Source organism: Caballeronia udeis (genome assembly GCF_001544555.2).
GTDB classification, from domain to species: domain Bacteria; phylum Pseudomonadota; class Gammaproteobacteria; order Burkholderiales; family Burkholderiaceae; genus Caballeronia; species Caballeronia udeis.
In genome coordinates this window covers 1-16,323 of sequence record NZ_FCOK02000125.1, presented here as the reverse complement: position 1 = coordinate 16,323, position 16,323 = coordinate 1, and the positions used below count along the sequence as shown (strand labels likewise).

Below are 16,323 nucleotides of genomic sequence, written 5' to 3'. Positions count from 1 at the left end.
TGGGGGCAATCGCGATTTTGCCGGGGGTGGGAAACTCGTGGTAATCGAGCGCGGCTTCGCGGAGTTTGGCTTTGGCGCTATCGGCGGGAGTGGTCATGAGGCGTCTGGCTTTAGGCGAGATTAGAATAGAAGTTCGAACGCATTGTAGCGCCAATCTACGGGCTCTCCGGATGGCAATACCGGCAATTCGCGGCGTATAGCCCATTTGGACAAGACCTGGAAAAGCAGCATGACCGCCAAGCCGGCAGCGGGTTCACGCCGCAAAATTCCCTTATTGAGACGAAACGCGCGTCAACACGCGCGCATCGTCCCCAACTCTCCCTCGACATTGCCGGATTGCCGATGCTCTCAGAGTTTTCCCTGATCGAACGATATTTCTCCCAGCCCGCCGCCACGTTCCCGGCGACGGACGACGAGCCGAAGGCCACGCTCGGCATTGGTGACGACTGCGCGCTGCTCGCGCCGAAGCGCGGTGAGCACCTGGCAATTTCCACCGACATGCTGGTCTCGGGCCGCCATTTTTTCCCCGATGTCTCCCCGTGGGCACTCGGTTACAAGGCGCTGGCGGTGAACCTGTCGGACCTCGCCGCCATGGGCGCGAAGCCGCGTGCGTTCGCCCTTGCGTTGTCGATGCCGAAAGCCGACGAAAGCTGGCTCGAAGCATTCAGCAGCGGTCTTTTCCAGATGGCCAACCAGTACGGCTGCGAGCTGATTGGCGGCGATACGACCAGCGGTCCGCAGGTGTGCATCAGCATTACCGTGTTCGGCGATGTCCCCGCGGCGCTTGCGCTGCGGCGCGACGCAGCACGTCCGGGCGATGACATCTGGGTGTCCGGCGTACTCGGCGGTGCGCGCGCCGGGCTGGGAATCCGCCGCGGCGAATGGTCGCTGAAGAACCCCGTCGACGAAGCCATTGCAATCAAGGCGCTCGAACAGCCCGAACCCCGCGTGGCGCTCGGCATGGCGTTGCGGGGCATCGCGCACGCGGCGCTCGATATCTCCGACGGTCTCGCCGGCGACCTGCTCCATATCCTGAAGCGCTCGAATGTTCGCGCGACGGTGAATATCGACCAGGTACCGCGCTCCGGCACGCTCGCCAGCCTGCCCGCGGCCACGCAGGTGCATTGCATCCTGGCCGGCGGCGACGACTACGAACTCTGCTTCACCGCGCCTGTTGCCGCGAGGGCCGAAATCGAGCGGACAGCAACAGCGCAGAAAGCTTTGTTGACTCGTATCGGTACAATCGAGGGTCCGGCCGCCGAAGGACGAACGGCTTCCGGCACGCTCGGCGCAACCCCGGCGGGCGCGCCCCGCGACGCGCCGGCCATCGGCTGGCGCGACAACACGGGTCCGGTTTCTTTCCCAGATACGGGCTTCGACCATTTTCATGCAGACTGATCCGATCATCGACACAATCGACGACACACCCAGCGCAAAGCCGTCGCGCCGGACAAGCGCGCGCTTCATGTTCTCCCATCCGCTGCATATCCTGTCGCTGGGTTTCGGCAGCGGCTTGTCGCCAATCGCACCCGGCACGGTCGGCACCTTGTTCGCGTGGGTGTCGTTCGTGGTGTTCAACCCGCACCTGACGGTCGCCGAATGGGCTGTGCTGATTGCCGTGGGGTTCGTGGCCGGCTGCTGGTTCTGCGGTTTCACGGCGAAGAAAATGGGCATTTCCGATCCGTCGCCGGTGGTGTGGGACGAGATCATCGCGTTCTGGCTGGTGTTGCTGTTCGTCACGCCGGCCACGTTCACCGGGCAGTTGTGGGCGTTCATCGTGTTCCGTTTCTTCGACATGGTGAAACCGCCGCCAATCCGGTATTTCGACCGCCAGTTGAAAGGCGGTTTCGGCATCATGTTCGACGATATCGCCGCTGCGTTCTTCACGCTGCTCGTGATTGCGCTGTGGCGCATGACCGTTTGATTTCCGTCTTGCCTGCGTCTCACGTCTTTCGAGCGCTCCACCCGAGGCTTTGCCATGGCTACCGATAACGTCGTCCACCAACTCGCCATCCGTGTCGGCAACAAACTGCGCGACGAGCGCCTGATGCTCGCGACTGCCGAATCGTGCACCGGCGGGTTGGTGGCTGCTGCCATGACCGATATTTCCGGCAGCAGCGCGTGGTTCGAACGCGGTTTCGTGACCTATTCGAACCTGGCGAAAACCGAGATGATCGGCGTGCCGGCCGACATGATCGAGCGCCACGGGGCGGTCAGCGAACCGGTCGCCAAAGCCATGGCGGAAGGCGCGCTGAGGAATAGCCGGGCTCAGGTATCGCTGTCTATTACGGGCGTGGCCGGACCGGGCGGCGGCACGGAAACAAAGCCCGTCGGCATGGTGTCTTTTGCATGGAGCAACCGCCTGCACACGGCGGTGGAGACGCAGCAATTCAAGGGCGATCGCGAACAGATCCGCACCCAGGCGGCGGCCTACGCGCTGCGTGGCTTGCTGGAACTATTGGAAAGAAGGGAACGGTGAGTAGACGGTGATTGAACGGATGGCGGCAGGACAGGCTGAGACGGGAACGGCCATGCACGGGCGGGTTTGCTGATGCCGGCGTTTGTGTACGACACGGCTCAGATCATCAAATGGCTCGGCTCGCATACCGTTGCCAAGGCACGCTCGTATGTGGATGAAGTGACGCGCCTGCATTGGGACGAAGACGTGCTGCGCGCCAACGTTCAAGGCACGCAACGCCAGCCTTATACCGTGGAAGTCATGTTCAACGATCACCACGGCAATCTTTCCGCGCAAGGTCATTGTTCGTGCCCGGTGGGGTACGGCTGCAAGCACGCTGCCGCCGTATTGCTCGCGAGCGCGGCGGACCGGCCGCGCGAGTCCGAAACCGTGCGCCCCGAAGTGGCGGGCTGGCTTGAAGGATTCCGCTCGCGGTTTGCCTCCACTCGCAACACCTCCGCAAAAAAGCCCGGCGAGTCGGGCGGTGCGCTCGCGCTCGTTTATGTGCTGGGAACGTCGCGCATCATGCGCACCGCCGAAGTCGCGCTGTATAAGGTACGGCTCAGTCCGGACGGATCATTCCAGACGCTCGACCGGCCCTGGACCAATCTGGACGCGGCGCTTGTCAAGCAGCCGAAGTTCGTCAGCGACGAAGACATGAGCATCGTGCGCGGGCTCGTCATTGGACGTACCCGCAACGATTTCGGCGGCTTCGGGCTGCATGGCGAAGAAGGCGCGGACCTGATGCAGCGCATGCTGGCAACAGGACGGTTGTTCAGCGCCATGCCGGCCGACCACGACGCCGCGGAGCCGCGCCGGCCGCTGCGTGAAGCTCAGCAACGGCCGGGACGGATCGAGTGGACGCCCGACCTGGACGATCGCGTGCGTCCCGTGCTGCAAACCGAGCCACCCGCCACGCTGGTCATTCCCACCGAACCGCTCTGGTTTGCCGATGCGCAAACGCTCGAAGCGGGCGTTGTCGATATGCCGCAACCTGCCCGGCAACTGGCCGACTATTTGTCGATGCCGCCCATCTCGCTGGCCGAAGCGCCGCTGGTGAGCGCAATGCTGCGTGAAGTCGACTCCGACCTGCCTCCGCCGCCGGAGCCGGAAACGCTGAACGTGCATATTGTCGATACGGAACCGGTGCCGGTGCTCCTGCTCGATACACGGCCCGTCAACAGCAGCTGGCGGTCCCGCGACGAGCGCACTGCCGCGAACGTGCTCGATTTTGCCCTCGTCAGTTTCGATTACGATGGCTTCAGCATAGACCCCACGCGCGCCACAACGGTCATGCGCGCCGCGTCCGGCGAGATGGTCCAGGTGAAGCGCCGGCACGACGTCGAGGCGCGTTACCTGGCCTCGCTCTACGACCTTGGCTTCCGGCAGATTCCCTCGCATCAGCGGTTCGGCCCCAAGCCCATTCCCAATGGCGTGCTCGGCTTGCCGGCGCCCGACGCATGGGCCGTGTTCACCAACGACGCGTTGCCCGAGTTGCGCGAGAACGGCTGGCGCGTGAGCATGTCGCCGGAATTTCGCTTCGACTTCATTGAGATCGATGACATCCAGGGCACCGCGCGCCAGGGAACCGATGGCTGGTTCGACCTGGAGCTCGGCATTGTCGTAGGCGAGCGCAGCGTGCGGCTCGAACCGCTGCTGGCCGACCTGTTCCAGCGCGACCGGCGCTGGCTGGCGGGCGCCATCGATTCGATCCCCGACGAAGAAGGCATCGAGCTGAAGACCGATCTGGGCGAGCGGCTGCGGGTACGGGCGGCACGGATCAAGCCCGTGGTGCGCGTGTTGATCGATCTCTTCGATACCCTCGCCACCCATCCGCTGCGTGTTTCCGAGCAGGACGCCGGACGGCTGGAAGCGCTCAGCGACACAGGCCGCTGGCAGTTCCACGGCGACCTTTCCATTCGTGAGCTTGCCCGGCGTTTGCAGGAAGGACCGGGCTTGCGGGAAGTGCCCGTGCCGCGCGGCTTGCGCGCCGAGCTTCGGGGGTACCAGCGCGAAGGGCTCAACTGGATGCAGTATTTGCGCGAGCGCAATCTGTCGGGTGTTCTCGCCGACGACATGGGCCTCGGGAAGACCGTGCAGACGCTGGCGCACATCCTGGTCGAGAAGGAGTCGGGACGGCTGGACCAGCCGGTGCTGGTGGTGTTGCCGACCACGCTGATTCACAACTGGCGTGAGGAAGCGAAAAAATTCGCGCCTGATTTGCGGGTGCTGGATCTGCATGGCCCGCAGCGCAAGGAACGTTTCGACCAGATTGGCGAGCACGATCTCGTGCTGACCACGTACCCGCTCCTGTGGCGCGATCAGGCGATGCTGGCGCTGCACGAATACCACCTGCTGATCCTCGATGAAGCGCAGATCGTGAAGAACGTCGCGACCAAGGCCGCGAAGGGCATTCGCGATTTGCGCGCGCGGCATCGGTTGTGCCTGACCGGCACGCCGTTAGAAAACCACCTGGGTGAGTTGTGGGCGCAATTCGATTTCCTGCTGCCCGGTTTCCTTGGCACGCAGAAAGACTTCACGAAGCGCTGGCGCACGCCAATCGAAAAGTACGACGACCCGGTGCGGCGCGATTTGCTGGTGCGCCGGATTCGGCCATTCATGCTGCGTCGAAGAAAGGATGAGGTCGCGAAGGAATTGCCGCAGAAAACGACCATTGTGCGGACAGTGGCGCTTGAGGGTGCGCAGCGCGACCTGTACGAGACGGTGCGGATCGCGATGCAGGAAAAAGTGCGGATGGCGGTAGCGGATCAAGGGCTGGCGCGCAGCCATATTGTTGTGCTCGAAGCGCTGCTCAAGCTGCGGCAGGTTTGCTGCGATCCGGCGTTGGTGAAGCTGACGCGGGCCGGGCGTGTGGAGGAATCGGCGAAGCTCGATTTGTTACTCGATATGTTGCCGGAGTTGCTCGAGGAGGGGCGCCGGGTGCTGCTGTTTTCCCAGTTCACCGGGATGCTGGCGATCATTGCAGCCGCGCTCGATAAAGCCGGGCTTCCGTATGTCACGTTGACGGGAGACACCACGGATCGGATTACGCCGGTGAAGCGCTTCCAGGACGGCGAGGTGCCGTTGTTCCTGATCAGCCTGAAGGCGGGTGGCGTGGGGTTGAATCTGACGGCGGCCGACACGGTGATTCATTACGATCCGTGGTGGAATCCGGCGGCGGAGAATCAGGCCACGGACCGGGCGCACCGGATTGGGCAATTGAAGCCGGTGTTCGTCTACAAGCTGATCGTGGCGGGGAGTATTGAAGAACGGATTGTGGCAATGCAGGGCCGCAAAGCCGCTCTCGCCGATAGTATCTTGCGTGAGGACGCAGCCGGGGCAGCGAAGTTCTCTGCCGAGGATATTGAGGCGTTGCTGGCGCCAATGCCGGTGGTTTGAGGTCGTTCGCGCCGGTGGGATCCGCCGGCGCGAACGGAAATTCAAACTTTAAACCACGACAGTCTGAGCTTCACCGGGAAGTGAATCGCGCACCACGCCGATCGACCAGACCTGTTCACCAGCCGCCGACAAAAGCGCCGTCGCGGCTTCAACGTCGCCGGCGGCCACCACCACGACCATCCCGATCCCGCAGTTGAACACCCGATGCATTTCCGCATCAGCCACGCCGCCATGCTTCTGCAGCCACGAGAACAACGGCGGCAACGGCCAAGCCCGGTGATCCAGCTCAACCGTCAGGCCATCGCGCAGAACCCGCGGAATGTTTTCAACCAGGCCGCCGCCGGTGATATGCGCCATACCCTTCACGGCCAGCTTCGACATCAGCGACAACAACGGCTTCACGTAAATATGCGTGGGCGCCATCAACGCATCGGCAAGCGAACGGCCATCGAAATCGGCGTTCAGGTCAGGCTGAGCGCGCTCAATGATCTTGCGCACCAGCGAATACCCGTTCGAATGGATGCCGGAAGAAGCGAGACCCAATACGACGTCGCCAGGCTGAATGGTCGAGCCATCGATAATCTTGCTTTTCTCAACGGCACCCACCGCAAACCCGGCCAGATCGTACTCACCGTCCGGATACATGCCCGGCATTTCAGCCGTTTCACCGCCAATCAACGCACACCCGGCCAGTTCGCAACCCTGCGCAATGCCCTGCACCACGGTCGCGGCCGTATCCACGTCCAGCTTGCCGCAAGCGAAATAATCGAGGAAAAACAACGGCTCGGCACCCTGCACCAGGATGTCGTTGACGCTCATGGCGACCAGATCCTGGCCCACTGTGTCATGCTTGTTCAACTGGAACGCCAGCCGCAGCTTCGTGCCCACGCCGTCCGTGCCAGACACCAGCACCGGCTCCTTGTACCGCTTGGGGACTTCGAACAACGCGCCGAATCCGCCAATGCCGCCCAACACGCCGTCGCGCATGGTTTTCTTGGCAAAGGGCTTGATCCGGTCGACAAGTGCGTCGCCGGCATCGATGTCCACGCCCGCGTCGCGATAGGACAAACCTTGGGCGTCTGGGGCGGATTTCGGTTGATTCATGGGGGATCGGCGAGAAGGTCGGTAAAATGAGATTTTAACCGATGCCAGCCGCCCGGCCGGATTTCTCGCAGTTCGCGGCCCTGACTCCGAAAGACCGCACCAGACCCTTTTCGAGACTCGCGCCCATCCGGCTGGAAACTCGACCCTGCGCTCAACGCCTTTCGCCACGGCATAAACCGGGCATCGGCATACTGAGCGCGCCGCTTTTCAAGATACGCCCTGACGGAACCGATTGCCCGTGCAACGCCAACTGACGCTCGATCTCGGCACGCCGCCGCTCGCCACCTTCGATAATTTTTTCGCCGCCGGCAACCATGAACTGGTGACCCGTCTGCGCGAACTCGACGGTGCGCTCGCAGCCGGCCCCGTGGCCGACCGGACCTTCTATGTGTGGGGGGAAGCCGGCAGCGGCCGCAGCCATCTGCTGCAAGCGCTGGTGCACGAAGGGAACGGCCGGGCGCGCTTCCTGAGCCCGCAAGCGCCACTGGCCGCGTTCACGTTCGATCCGAACGCCAGCGTCTACGCCATCGACGACTGCGAGCGGCTCTCGGGGGCCCAGCAAATTGCGCTCTTCAACCTGTTCAACGAAGTGCGTGCGCATCCGGCAAGCGCGCTGGTGGCAACCGGCAATGTGGCGCCGCTGGGGTTGTCGGTGAGAGAAGATTTGCGCACACGGCTCGGCTGGGGGCTGGTTTTCCAGCTCACGCCCCTTTCTGACGAGAGCAAGGCCGGCGCGCTGAAACACGCGGCACGCGAGCGCGGCATTGCGCTGGCGGACGACGTCCCCGCTTACCTGCTCACGCATTTTCGCCGCGACATGCCCAGCCTGATGACCCTGCTCGATGAACTCGACCGCTTTTCGCTGGAACAAAAGCGCGCCGTGACGCTGCCGTTATTACGCACCATGCTCGCAGCCAAAGAAGGCAAGACGGACGACGACGCGCCCCGTCCGCAGACCGAGCTTTTTTAGGCTCTTTCTCTTGGTCCCTCACCCCACCGCGAGCAGCCAGCGAACGCTTCCACCCGCTTCAAGTAAAATGCGCTCCCATGAACCTAGCCCTTTTTGATCTCGATCACACCCTCATCCCGACGGATAGCGACCACGAATGGGGTCGCTTCATGGCGAAGCTCGGCATTGTCGATGCCAACCAGTTCGCGAAGCAAAACGACGCGTTCTACGAAGATTACAAAGCCGGCACGCTCGATATCCACGCGTACCTGACCGCCCAGCTTTCACCACTCGCCAGGCACCCGCGCGCGCAACTGGACGACTGGCACGCGCAATTCATGCGCGAAATCATCACGCCGGCCATCGCGCCCGCCGCGCTCGAACTCGTGCGCAAGCACCAGCAAGCCGGCGATCTCTGCTGCCTCGTCACCGCCACGAACGCATTCATCACGGCGCCGATCGGCCGGGCGTTCGGAATTGAAGCGTTGATCGCCTGCGAGGTCGAAACGGTCGACAATGTGCCCAACGGCGAGCTGACCGGCCGCGCAACGGGCACGCCGAGCTATCGCGAGGGCAAGATCGTGCGCACCGAAGCGTGGCTCGCGTCGATGGGAAAAAGCCTGACCGACTTCGAACACAGCTACTTCTACAGCGACTCGCACAACGACATTCCTCTACTCGAGAAAGTCACCGACCCGATCGCGACCAATCCCGACGACACCCTGCGCGCCCATGCGCAAGCCCGCGGCTGGCGCATCCTGGAAATCTTCTCCCCACGTGATTAAAAAACTCATCCGCAAGCTGTTCGGCCAGGAAAGCGCCAAAGAAGAGACCCCGGCAACCGCCCCGCTCTCCGACGATGTAAAACCCGCCCGCAAGAGCACGCGCAAGAAAGCCACGCCCGCCGCGGCGAAGCGCGATCCCAACGTGCCTGTGATCCTGTCGGCGGATGTGCATGGCATCGACCCGGCGCTGATCTCGAAGAACGCGATTCGCGTTACCGAGGGCCTGCAGCAAGGCGGGCATCGTGCGTTTATCGTGGGCGGCGCCGTGCGCGACCTGCTGCTGAACGTGGCGCCGAAGGATTTCGACGTTGCAACCGACGCCACGCCCGACCAGGTGCAGAAGCTGTTCCGCCGCGCGCGCATCATCGGCCGGCGGTTCCAGATCGTGCACGTGCAGTTCGGGCAGGACATCATCGAAACATCGACGTTCCGCGCGCTCGTCGATACCCCCGCCGACGCACCGCCCTCACCGCCTCCGCCCCGCCTGCGACGCGGCGAGATGGACACACGCACGCATGCGGTCGATGCCAGCGGCCGCGTGCTGCGCGACAACGTGTGGGGCGAGCAGCACGAAGACGCCACGCGCCGCGACTTCACCATCAACGCCATGTATTACGATCCGGCCTCGCAAACGGTGCTGGATTATCACGACGGCATGGCCGACATCCGCGCGCGTTTGCTGCGCATGATCGGAGACCCGGCCACGAGGTATCGCGAAGATCCGGTGCGCATGCTGCGCGTCGTGCGTTTTGCCGCGAAGCTCGGTTTCGAGATCGAGCCCGCCACGCGCGCACCGATCGCGGAACTGGCCGACTTAATCAGCAACGTCCCGGCAGCGCGTCTCTTCGACGAAATGCTCAAGCTGCTGCTCTCAGGCCACGCGCTCGCGTGCCTGACGCGGCTGCGCGCCGAAGGTTTGCATCACGGCGTGCTGCCGCTGCTCGACGTGATTTTCGAATCGACGCACGGCGAGAAATTCATCACGCTCGCCCTGACCAATACCGACGAACGCGTGCGCGCCGGCAAGGGTGTATCGCCAGGTTTCCTGTTCGCCACGCTGCTCTGGAACGACATGCAGACACGCTGGCAGCAATACACGCTGGCCGGTGAATTCCCCGTGCCCGCCCTGCATCGCGCCATGGACGACGTGCTCGACATGCAGACCGAAAAGCTTGCTATCCACAAGCGCTTTTCATCGGATATGCGCGAGATATGGGGTCTGCAACATCGGCTCGAAAAACGCTCGGGCAGAAGCGCGATGAAGCTGCTGGAACACCAAAGGTTTAGGGCGGGTTATGATTTCCTCCTGCTGCGATGCGAATCCGGCGAACTGGATGCATCGGTTGGGCAGTGGTGGACGGATTTTATTGAAGGGGACGCCGCCGCGCGGGAGTCATTGCTTTCGCAAGGCGGGAAGGACCGGGCGCCCAAGAAACGACGGCGGCGTAGCAGCAACGCCAGGAGCCGCGGACCGGGTGACGGAATGCAGGGCGGCGCGACCGCAGAAGGGTCAGCTCGCGAAGAGCGTGACGTGCGTGACGCGCGGTATGGCGACGAAAGCGGTGGCCAGCGCGACGATTGACACGGACCGCGCGCGTTTTGATCACCGCGTTTGAGTCGTGTTTCGCCGAACGACAGTCGTAGGATTCATGCCATGACGGTAGCTTATCTGGGCCTGGGCGCAAACCTCGGTGACGCGCGCCAGACCCTGAAAGACACAGTGGTGTGTCTTGCCCAGCAACACACGATCACCGTGCTCGCGAAGTCGAGCCTCTATCGCACCGCGCCTGTTGACGCCGGTGGCGACGACTACTTCAATTGTGTCGTCAAGATCGATACCACGCTGGCCGCACGCCAGTTGCTGCGGCTGTGCCACGGCATAGAAAGCCATTTCGGACGCGAGCGGCCGTACCGGAACGCGCCGCGTACGCTCGATATCGACATCCTCCTGTATGGCGATTCCTGCATCGAGGAAGCCGATCTCGTCGTGCCGCACCCGCGGCTCACCGAGCGCGCGTTTACACTCGTGCCCTTGATCGAACTCGACCGCAATGTAGTCATCGCGCAACGTGGCCGCGCCGATGCATTTCTCGCTTCGGTCCAGGATCAACGTATTGAAAAAGTGGCGACACATCAGTGTCCGCTATTCGCTTCCCGCTGCACTTCGCGACGCGAAGCCTAGAATTTCGCGACGCGAAGCCTGAAAGGTGAATAGCCCATGAGCATGTCGCCCCTTACCGTCACCGCGCCGCAGTTGCGCCCGCCGCATCGGTACATTGCGATTGAAGGGCCTATTGGCGTCGGCAAGACCACGCTGGCGCGCTTGCTCGCCGAACGCTGGTCAATGCGCACGCTGTTCGAGCGCCCGCAGGAGAACGTGTTTCTCGAGCGGTTTTATCGCGACAACACGCGTTACGCGCTGCCCACGCAATTGCAGTTTGCGTTACAGCGCGCGCAGCAAACGCAGGAAATCGCGGCGGCGCTGCTGGGTGCGCCGGGGCATCACGGGCAAAACGCCGGCGCGCCGCTCATCACCGATTTCCTCACCGATAAAACCGCGCTGTTCGCACGCCTCACGCTTCCCGACGACGAATTCGAGCTGTTCCGGGAAATCACGAGGCGTATTGATGCATCCGCGCCCGCGCCGGATCTGGTCGTGTATTTGCAGGCAAGTCCCGAGGTATTGTTCGCGCGCATTCAAAAGCGCGCGCTGCCGATGGAACTGCAAATTCCCGACGCCTACCTGCGCGCCCTTTGCGACGCCTACAATGACTTCTTCTATCACTACGACGCTACACCGCTGCTTACGGTGAACGCCGAGCATTTGAGTCCGCTGGAATCGGACGCCGATTTGGCGCTGCTGGTAGACCGCATTGAAACCATGCGTGGGCGCAAGGAATTCTTTGTCAAGGGCACGTCACTTTAAGTCCGTCCGGCTTGCGCGTAGGCGTGCCGTTTCTTATCTAGTCGATGTGGAAATTCTCATGGCGTATCTGCAGGAAACCAGCCGCACCGCGATCACCGTTCCGAAGCTCAGGACCATGCGCGAAGCCGGCGAAAAAATCGCGATGCTCACGTGTTACGACGCGAGTTTTTCCGCGTTGCTGGATAGCGCGGGCGTCGATGTATTGCTGATCGGCGATTCGCTTGGAAACGTGCTGCAAGGGCATGGCACGACGCTGCCCGTGACGCTGGCAGATATTGCGTATCACACTGCCGCGGTCGCACGTGGCAACAAGAACGCGCTGGTTGTCGCCGACATGCCGTTTGGCACGGTCAGCTCGCGCGAGGAAACTTATGCGAACGCCGTGCAGTTGATGCGCGCGGGTGCACAGATGGTGAAGATCGAAGGCGGTGAATGGGTCGCCGATACGGTCAAGTTTCTGGTTGACCGGGCCATTCCTGTTTGCGGGCATGTGGGCTTGACGCCGCAATCGGTCCACGCGTTTGGCGGGTTCAAGGTGCAAGGGAAAACCGACGCCGGCGCCGAGCAAATGCGCCGCGACGCTCAGGCGTTCCAGGATGCCGGTGCGCAGTTGCTGGTGATCGAAGCAGTGCCTACGCTGCTGGCCAGCGAGGTGACGCAGCAGTTGGTTATCCCGACCATTGGCATTGGCGCGGGGATCGAGTGTTCGGGCCAGGTGCTTGTGCTGCACGACATGCTCGGGATTTTCCCCGGCAAACGGCCACGGTTTGTTAAAGACTTCATGCAAGGGCAGCCGAGTATTTTTGCCGCCGTCGAGGCGTATGTCCGCGCGGTCAGGGAGAAGACGTTTCCCGGGCCGGAGCACACGTTTTAAAGGGGTTTTGCTGACATCGATGGTCGGGGCGCGTTTGAGTGTTCATCGCGCTCCCGGTTATTGCACACGTTTCGCTTCCGCTTAGCTCAACTGCTTCAGCCGCGCCGGCATCGCGCCGCGCAGTGCGTTGCAAATCATCAACGATTCCGCACGGTCCAGGTCCTCACGCGTCAGCGAGCGCTCCTCGGCATCCAGCTCTTCGATCAATGCGCCGCGCATCACGCCCGGCAACAATCCCGCGTCAAGCGGCGGTGTGCTCCAACGGCCATTGAGTCTCACGAACACGTTCGATCGCCCGCCTTCCGTCAACTCTCCGCGCTCGTTGAAGAACAGCATGTCGAACGCGCCTAGCGCTTCGGCCTCGCGCCACGCGCGGTCATATTCTTCACGCGACGTCGTCTTGTGCCTGAGCAACGGATCATCCGCCGATTGCGCTGCGAAGCCATATTCCGATGCCAGCAAAACGTCAACCGTCGACGCCGCCAACGGCACCAGCGGCGCACTCGTCACAGCAATCTGGCCGCTTTTGCTCAACGCAATCCGCAACCGATAACCCGCCTTCGCCTCGAAGCCCGCACATGCTTCATCAATGCGTTCCTGCAGCTTCACCGGATCAAACGGGAAACCGCACCATTCGGCGCTGGAGGCAAGCCGGGCAAGATGACGATCTCCGTACCGAACGCCCTCTTCCCGTGTAGCAAAAGTGGTCTCGAAGAGTTGGAAGCCCGGATCGGAGCCGGTCAGGAATTGGGCCTTCAATTCGCACTCCTCGAATTCATCGGCGGCATTGCTATCCAGCACAATGCCCCCGCCAACGCCCATCTTGCCTCGGCCGTGAAGTATTTCCAGCGTGCGGATCGGCACGGACAAACAAAAGTCCCGGCTTTTATCCAGCCAGCCGATCGCGCCCGTATAAATGCCGCGCGGCGTGCTTTCCAGCGCGTCGATCAACTGCATTGTGTTGTGCTTCGGCGCGCCCGTGATCGAGCCGCAGGGCAACAGCGCCCGGAGTATGCCGGCGAAAGTGGTGCCGGGAAGCAAGCGCGCTTCCACCGTCGACGTCATCTGCCAAACCGACTTGTACGGCTCGACCGAAAACAAATGCGGCACCTGCACGCTTCCCGTGACCGCGACACGCGACATGTCGTTACGCAGCAGGTCGACGATCATCAGGTTTTCGGCGCGATTCTTTGGATCGAGCCGCAGCCATTCCGGGTCCACGCTGCGAGGCGCCGTGCCCTTCATCGGCCGTGCACGGATCACATCGCCCTGGCGCTCGATGAACAACTCGGGTGAGCACGACAGCACATCGTGTCCGTCGGGTAACGCAATCAGCGCGCCATAACGCACCGGCTGCCGCTCCCTCAGCCTTCGATATAACCCAACCGTCGAACCAAACACATCGAAGGCAAGGCGGAACGTGTAGTTGACCTGATAAGAATCGCCCGCCAGCAACGCTTCCTGAACAGCCGCAATGGCCTGTTCGAACGCATCGCGGGACACACTCGCTTCAATGCTCGCCACCCCTGCCACCGATGGCCGATCAGCCAGGCCGTTATCGCGTGAGGCGAGCCAACTCTCGGTTTCTTCACGCGACAACAACGTGCACTCGCGGAACAACAAAAAGCGCAGCGCGGCGTCGCCGGGCTGCGCTAACTGGAGGTTGCGGCCAAATTCATAGTCTGCGAGCACGACGGCGTGCAGTCCGTCGCGCAGGTCTGCGTCGACACTCGCGCAGACTTCGTCGAGTTGAGCGGGGTCATGACACGACCGTTCGTGCAAGAAGCTGGCGTAAAGGCGACTCGACCGCCTTTCGGCGGTCGAGTCGCAATCGTCGAGCAGCGCAAAAACCTCGCTGCGTTGCTGCATGATTATTGCCTTGATCGAAGAAACTCAGTCGAAGAAACTCTTCACCCGATCGAACCAGCTCTTGCTTTGCGGGCTGTGACGCGCGCCGCCCTCGGTCAGCGAGCGTTCGAACTGCTTGAGCAGATCGCGTTGCTGGTCGGTGAGCTTGACCGGCGTTTCGACCTGCACATGCACATATAGGTCCCCGGCAATGCTCGAGCGCAATCCCTTGATACCCTTGCTACGCAGCCGGAACGTCTTGCCCGACTGAGTACCTTCCGGCACGGTGAAACTCGCGCGGCCAGCCAGCGTAGGCACTTCAATCTCGCCGCCAAGCGCCGCCGTGGTGAAGGGAATCGGCATCTGGCAATGCAGGTCGTCACCGTCGCGTTCGAACACCGAGTGCTGCTTGATGTGAATCTCGACGTACAAGTCACCGCTCGGACCGCCATTGATGCCCGGCTCGCCGTTACCCGACGAACGAATCCGCATACCGTCATCAATACCGGCCGGGATCTTGACTTCCAGTGTCTTCGTTTCCTTCACCTTGCCCGCGCCGTGGCAATGGCCGCACGGCTCAGGAATGTAGGTGCCGGTGCCATGACATTTCGGGCAAGTCTGCTGGATGCTGAAAAAGCCCTGCGACATACGCACGGTGCCTTGTCCCTGGCACGTCGGGCAGGTTTCCGGCTTGGTGCCGGGCTTCGCGCCCGAGCCCTTGCAGATCTCGCAATTTACCCAGCTCGGCACGCGAATTTGCGTGTCGTAGCCATGTGCGGCCTGCTCCAGCGAGATTTCCATGCTGTAGCGCAAATCCGCGCCGCGATAAACCTGCGGACCCGCACGCCCGCGGCTGGCTCCCGCTCCACCGCCGGCCGCCTGGCCGAAGATGTCGCCGAAAATATCGCCGAATGCATCTGCGAAACCGCCAAAACCTTGCTGACCTGCACCGGCCATGTTCGGATCGACGCCTGCATGCCCGTACTGATCGTAGGCTGCGCGCTTTTGCGGATCAGAGAGCATTTCGTAGGCCTCTTTGACCTCCTTGAAATGCGCTTCCGAATCCTTGTTATCCGGATTGCGGTCGGGGTGATGCTTCATCGCAAGCTTGCGATAAGCCTTCTTGATTTCGTCGTCGCTCGCATTCTTCGCGACGCCCATAACCTCGTAGTAATCCCGTTTCGCCATATCGGTTCAGCGCCACCGCGCCTGATTGAAGATCAGGTCCGGCGGCTCCCTCTTGGATGCCTTGAGTCTCGCGACTCATGTGGTTCGTCGACGCCTGGCCTTCATGCGGGACTCGCGCGATCAAAAGATGATCAGCACGCTTGGGTCAACCCGCACAAAACGCAGCGCCCTCTAAAAAACAACGTGCCCGGGAAGCCATTTGGCTCGCCAGGCGCGCTCTTCGTCCGTACGCTCAGTCGCGCACGAGACATTTTCCGTCGCGGTCCCGTGCAAGGCCGAAGCCGCACGAGACCGGTTCCTTCATCGACGAATCGCTGATGCGGTTCAATCGACTTAGTCCTTCTTCACTTCCTTGAAGTCAGCGTCGACGACATCATCGTGCTGCTCCGGCGCCGCTTGCGCACCCGGACCGCCTGCTGCGCCCGCTGCACCTGCCGCGCCCGCCGCACCTTGCGCTGCAGCCATGTCGGCATACATCTTTTCGCCGAGTTTCTGCGACGCCGTGGCCAGCGTTTCGATCTTTGCGTCGATCGTTGCCTTGTCGCTCGCCGTGCTCTTCAGCGCTTCTTCCAGGTCCTTCAACGCCGCTTCGATCTTCTCTTTCTCAGCCGCTTCAACCTTGTCGCCGTATTCAGCCACGGCCTTCTTCGTGCTGTGCACCAGCGCGTCGCCCTGATTGCGCGAGTCGGCCAGTTCACGCAGACGGTGATCTTCGTCGGCGTTCGCTTCGGCGTCCTTGACCATCTTGTCGATCTCGGCGTCCGACAGACCCGAGTTCGCCTTGATGACGAT

General features: G+C 62.3%; 15 protein-coding genes. 10 read left to right on the top strand and 5 right to left on the bottom strand.

Going from position 1 to position 16,323, the window contains the following annotated elements; all coding sequences use genetic code 11:
* Positions 1 to 97, bottom strand: a 97-nt coding sequence (locus AWB69_RS50105) for a hypothetical protein (protein WP_231937437.1), incomplete at its 3' end; no start/stop codon positions are given.
* A gap of 245 nt (positions 98 to 342) precedes the next feature.
* Here AWB69_RS50105 and thiL point away from each other — a divergent pair.
* From thiL to AWB69_RS43130, 4 genes are all read left to right on the top strand, one after another.
* A complete protein-coding gene (thiL, locus tag AWB69_RS43145; protein ID WP_062092882.1) occupies positions 343 to 1,398 on the top strand; it encodes a thiamine-phosphate kinase in 1,056 nt (351 codons plus the stop codon).
* Positions 1,388 to 1,924: a phosphatidylglycerophosphatase A family protein gene (locus tag AWB69_RS43140; RefSeq protein ID WP_231937436.1), complete on the top strand. Its 537-nt coding sequence runs from the start codon at positions 1,388 to 1,390 to the stop codon at positions 1,922 to 1,924. Before thiL ends, AWB69_RS43140 begins: the two co-directional genes overlap by 11 nt.
* Positions 1,925 to 1,978: 54 nt before the next feature.
* Positions 1,979 to 2,479 carry a CinA family protein gene (locus AWB69_RS43135; protein ID WP_062092881.1) on the top strand — a complete coding sequence of 167 codons (501 nt, stop codon included), beginning with the start codon at positions 1,979 to 1,981 and terminating at the stop codon, positions 2,477 to 2,479.
* A gap of 72 nt (positions 2,480 to 2,551) precedes the next feature.
* Entirely contained in the window at positions 2,552 to 5,857 is a 3,306-nt protein-coding gene (locus AWB69_RS43130; protein WP_062092880.1) for a DEAD/DEAH box helicase, read from the top strand.
* A gap of 48 nt (positions 5,858 to 5,905) precedes the next feature.
* Here AWB69_RS43130 and purM read toward each other — a convergent pair whose 3' ends face one another.
* Positions 5,906 to 6,961, bottom strand: coding sequence for a phosphoribosylformylglycinamidine cyclo-ligase (purM, locus tag AWB69_RS43125; protein ID WP_062092879.1), 1,056 nt, complete (start codon positions 6,959 to 6,961; stop codon positions 5,906 to 5,908).
* 232 nt (positions 6,962 to 7,193) lie between these two features.
* On the opposite strand from purM, the gene hda reads away from it, so the two are divergent.
* The 6 genes from hda (at position 7,194) to panB (ending at position 12,495) form a co-directional block, all read left to right on the top strand.
* Positions 7,194 to 7,931 carry a DnaA regulatory inactivator Hda gene (hda, locus tag AWB69_RS43120; protein WP_197500471.1) on the top strand — a complete coding sequence of 246 codons (738 nt, stop codon included), beginning with the start codon at positions 7,194 to 7,196 and terminating at the stop codon, positions 7,929 to 7,931.
* Positions 7,932 to 8,008: 77 nt separating this feature from the next.
* Positions 8,009 to 8,695 (top strand): histidinol-phosphatase, encoded by a 687-nt coding sequence (locus AWB69_RS43115; RefSeq protein ID WP_062092878.1) that lies wholly within the window; start codon positions 8,009 to 8,011, stop codon positions 8,693 to 8,695.
* Complete coding sequence (gene pcnB / locus AWB69_RS43110; RefSeq protein ID WP_062092877.1) at positions 8,688 to 10,277, top strand: polynucleotide adenylyltransferase PcnB; 1,590 nt, start codon at positions 8,688 to 8,690, stop codon at positions 10,275 to 10,277. The genes AWB69_RS43115 and pcnB overlap by 8 nt, the downstream gene beginning before the upstream one ends.
* Before the next feature lie 72 nt (positions 10,278 to 10,349).
* Positions 10,350 to 10,877: a 2-amino-4-hydroxy-6-hydroxymethyldihydropteridine diphosphokinase gene (gene folK / locus AWB69_RS43105; protein WP_062092876.1), complete on the top strand. Its 528-nt coding sequence runs from the start codon at positions 10,350 to 10,352 to the stop codon at positions 10,875 to 10,877.
* A gap of 36 nt (positions 10,878 to 10,913) precedes the next feature.
* A complete protein-coding gene (locus AWB69_RS43100) occupies positions 10,914 to 11,621 on the top strand; it encodes a deoxynucleoside kinase (RefSeq protein ID WP_062092875.1) in 708 nt (235 codons plus the stop codon).
* A 58-nt stretch (positions 11,622 to 11,679) separates the two neighbouring features.
* On the top strand, positions 11,680 to 12,495 hold the full coding sequence (gene panB, locus AWB69_RS43095; RefSeq protein ID WP_062092874.1) for a 3-methyl-2-oxobutanoate hydroxymethyltransferase: 816 nt from the start codon (positions 11,680 to 11,682) through the stop codon (positions 12,493 to 12,495).
* Between the two features lie 81 nt (positions 12,496 to 12,576).
* Here panB and pabB read toward each other — a convergent pair whose 3' ends face one another.
* The 3 genes from pabB to AWB69_RS43080 all read right to left on the bottom strand — a co-directional run.
* Positions 12,577 to 14,364 (bottom strand): aminodeoxychorismate synthase component I, encoded by a 1,788-nt coding sequence (gene pabB / locus AWB69_RS43090; protein WP_062092873.1) that lies wholly within the window; start codon positions 14,362 to 14,364, stop codon positions 12,577 to 12,579.
* 24 nt (positions 14,365 to 14,388) lie between these two features.
* Positions 14,389 to 15,531, bottom strand: a complete 1,143-nt coding sequence (gene dnaJ, locus AWB69_RS43085; RefSeq protein ID WP_062092872.1) for a molecular chaperone DnaJ — start codon at positions 15,529 to 15,531, stop codon at positions 14,389 to 14,391.
* Positions 15,532 to 15,864: 333 nt separating this feature from the next.
* Positions 15,865 to 16,323 (bottom strand): Hsp70 family protein (locus AWB69_RS43080; protein WP_156529186.1); only part of this gene is annotated, 459 nt, incomplete at its 5' end.

Bases quoted from the DNA above. Each gene is read 5' to 3' on its own strand.
- thiL (WP_062092882.1), top strand. From the start codon at position 343: ATGCTCTCAGAGTTTTCCCTGATCGAACGATATTTCTCCCAGCCCGCC.
- AWB69_RS43140 (WP_231937436.1), top strand. From the start codon at position 1,388: ATGCAGACTGATCCGATCATCGACACAATCGACGACACACCCAGCGCA.
- AWB69_RS43135 (WP_062092881.1), top strand. From the start codon at position 1,979: ATGGCTACCGATAACGTCGTCCACCAACTCGCCATCCGTGTCGGCAAC.
- AWB69_RS43130 (WP_062092880.1), top strand. From the start codon at position 2,552: ATGCCGGCGTTTGTGTACGACACGGCTCAGATCATCAAATGGCTCGGC.
- purM (WP_062092879.1), bottom strand. From the start codon at position 6,961: ATGAATCAACCGAAATCCGCCCCAGACGCCCAAGGTTTGTCCTATCGC.
- AWB69_RS43115 (WP_062092878.1), top strand. From the start codon at position 8,009: ATGAACCTAGCCCTTTTTGATCTCGATCACACCCTCATCCCGACGGAT.
- folK (WP_062092876.1), top strand. From the start codon at position 10,350: ATGACGGTAGCTTATCTGGGCCTGGGCGCAAACCTCGGTGACGCGCGC.
- AWB69_RS43100 (WP_062092875.1), top strand. From the start codon at position 10,914: ATGAGCATGTCGCCCCTTACCGTCACCGCGCCGCAGTTGCGCCCGCCG.
- panB (WP_062092874.1), top strand. From the start codon at position 11,680: ATGGCGTATCTGCAGGAAACCAGCCGCACCGCGATCACCGTTCCGAAG.
- pabB (WP_062092873.1), bottom strand. From the start codon at position 14,364: ATGCAGCAACGCAGCGAGGTTTTTGCGCTGCTCGACGATTGCGACTCG.
- dnaJ (WP_062092872.1), bottom strand. From the start codon at position 15,531: ATGGCGAAACGGGATTACTACGAGGTTATGGGCGTCGCGAAGAATGCG.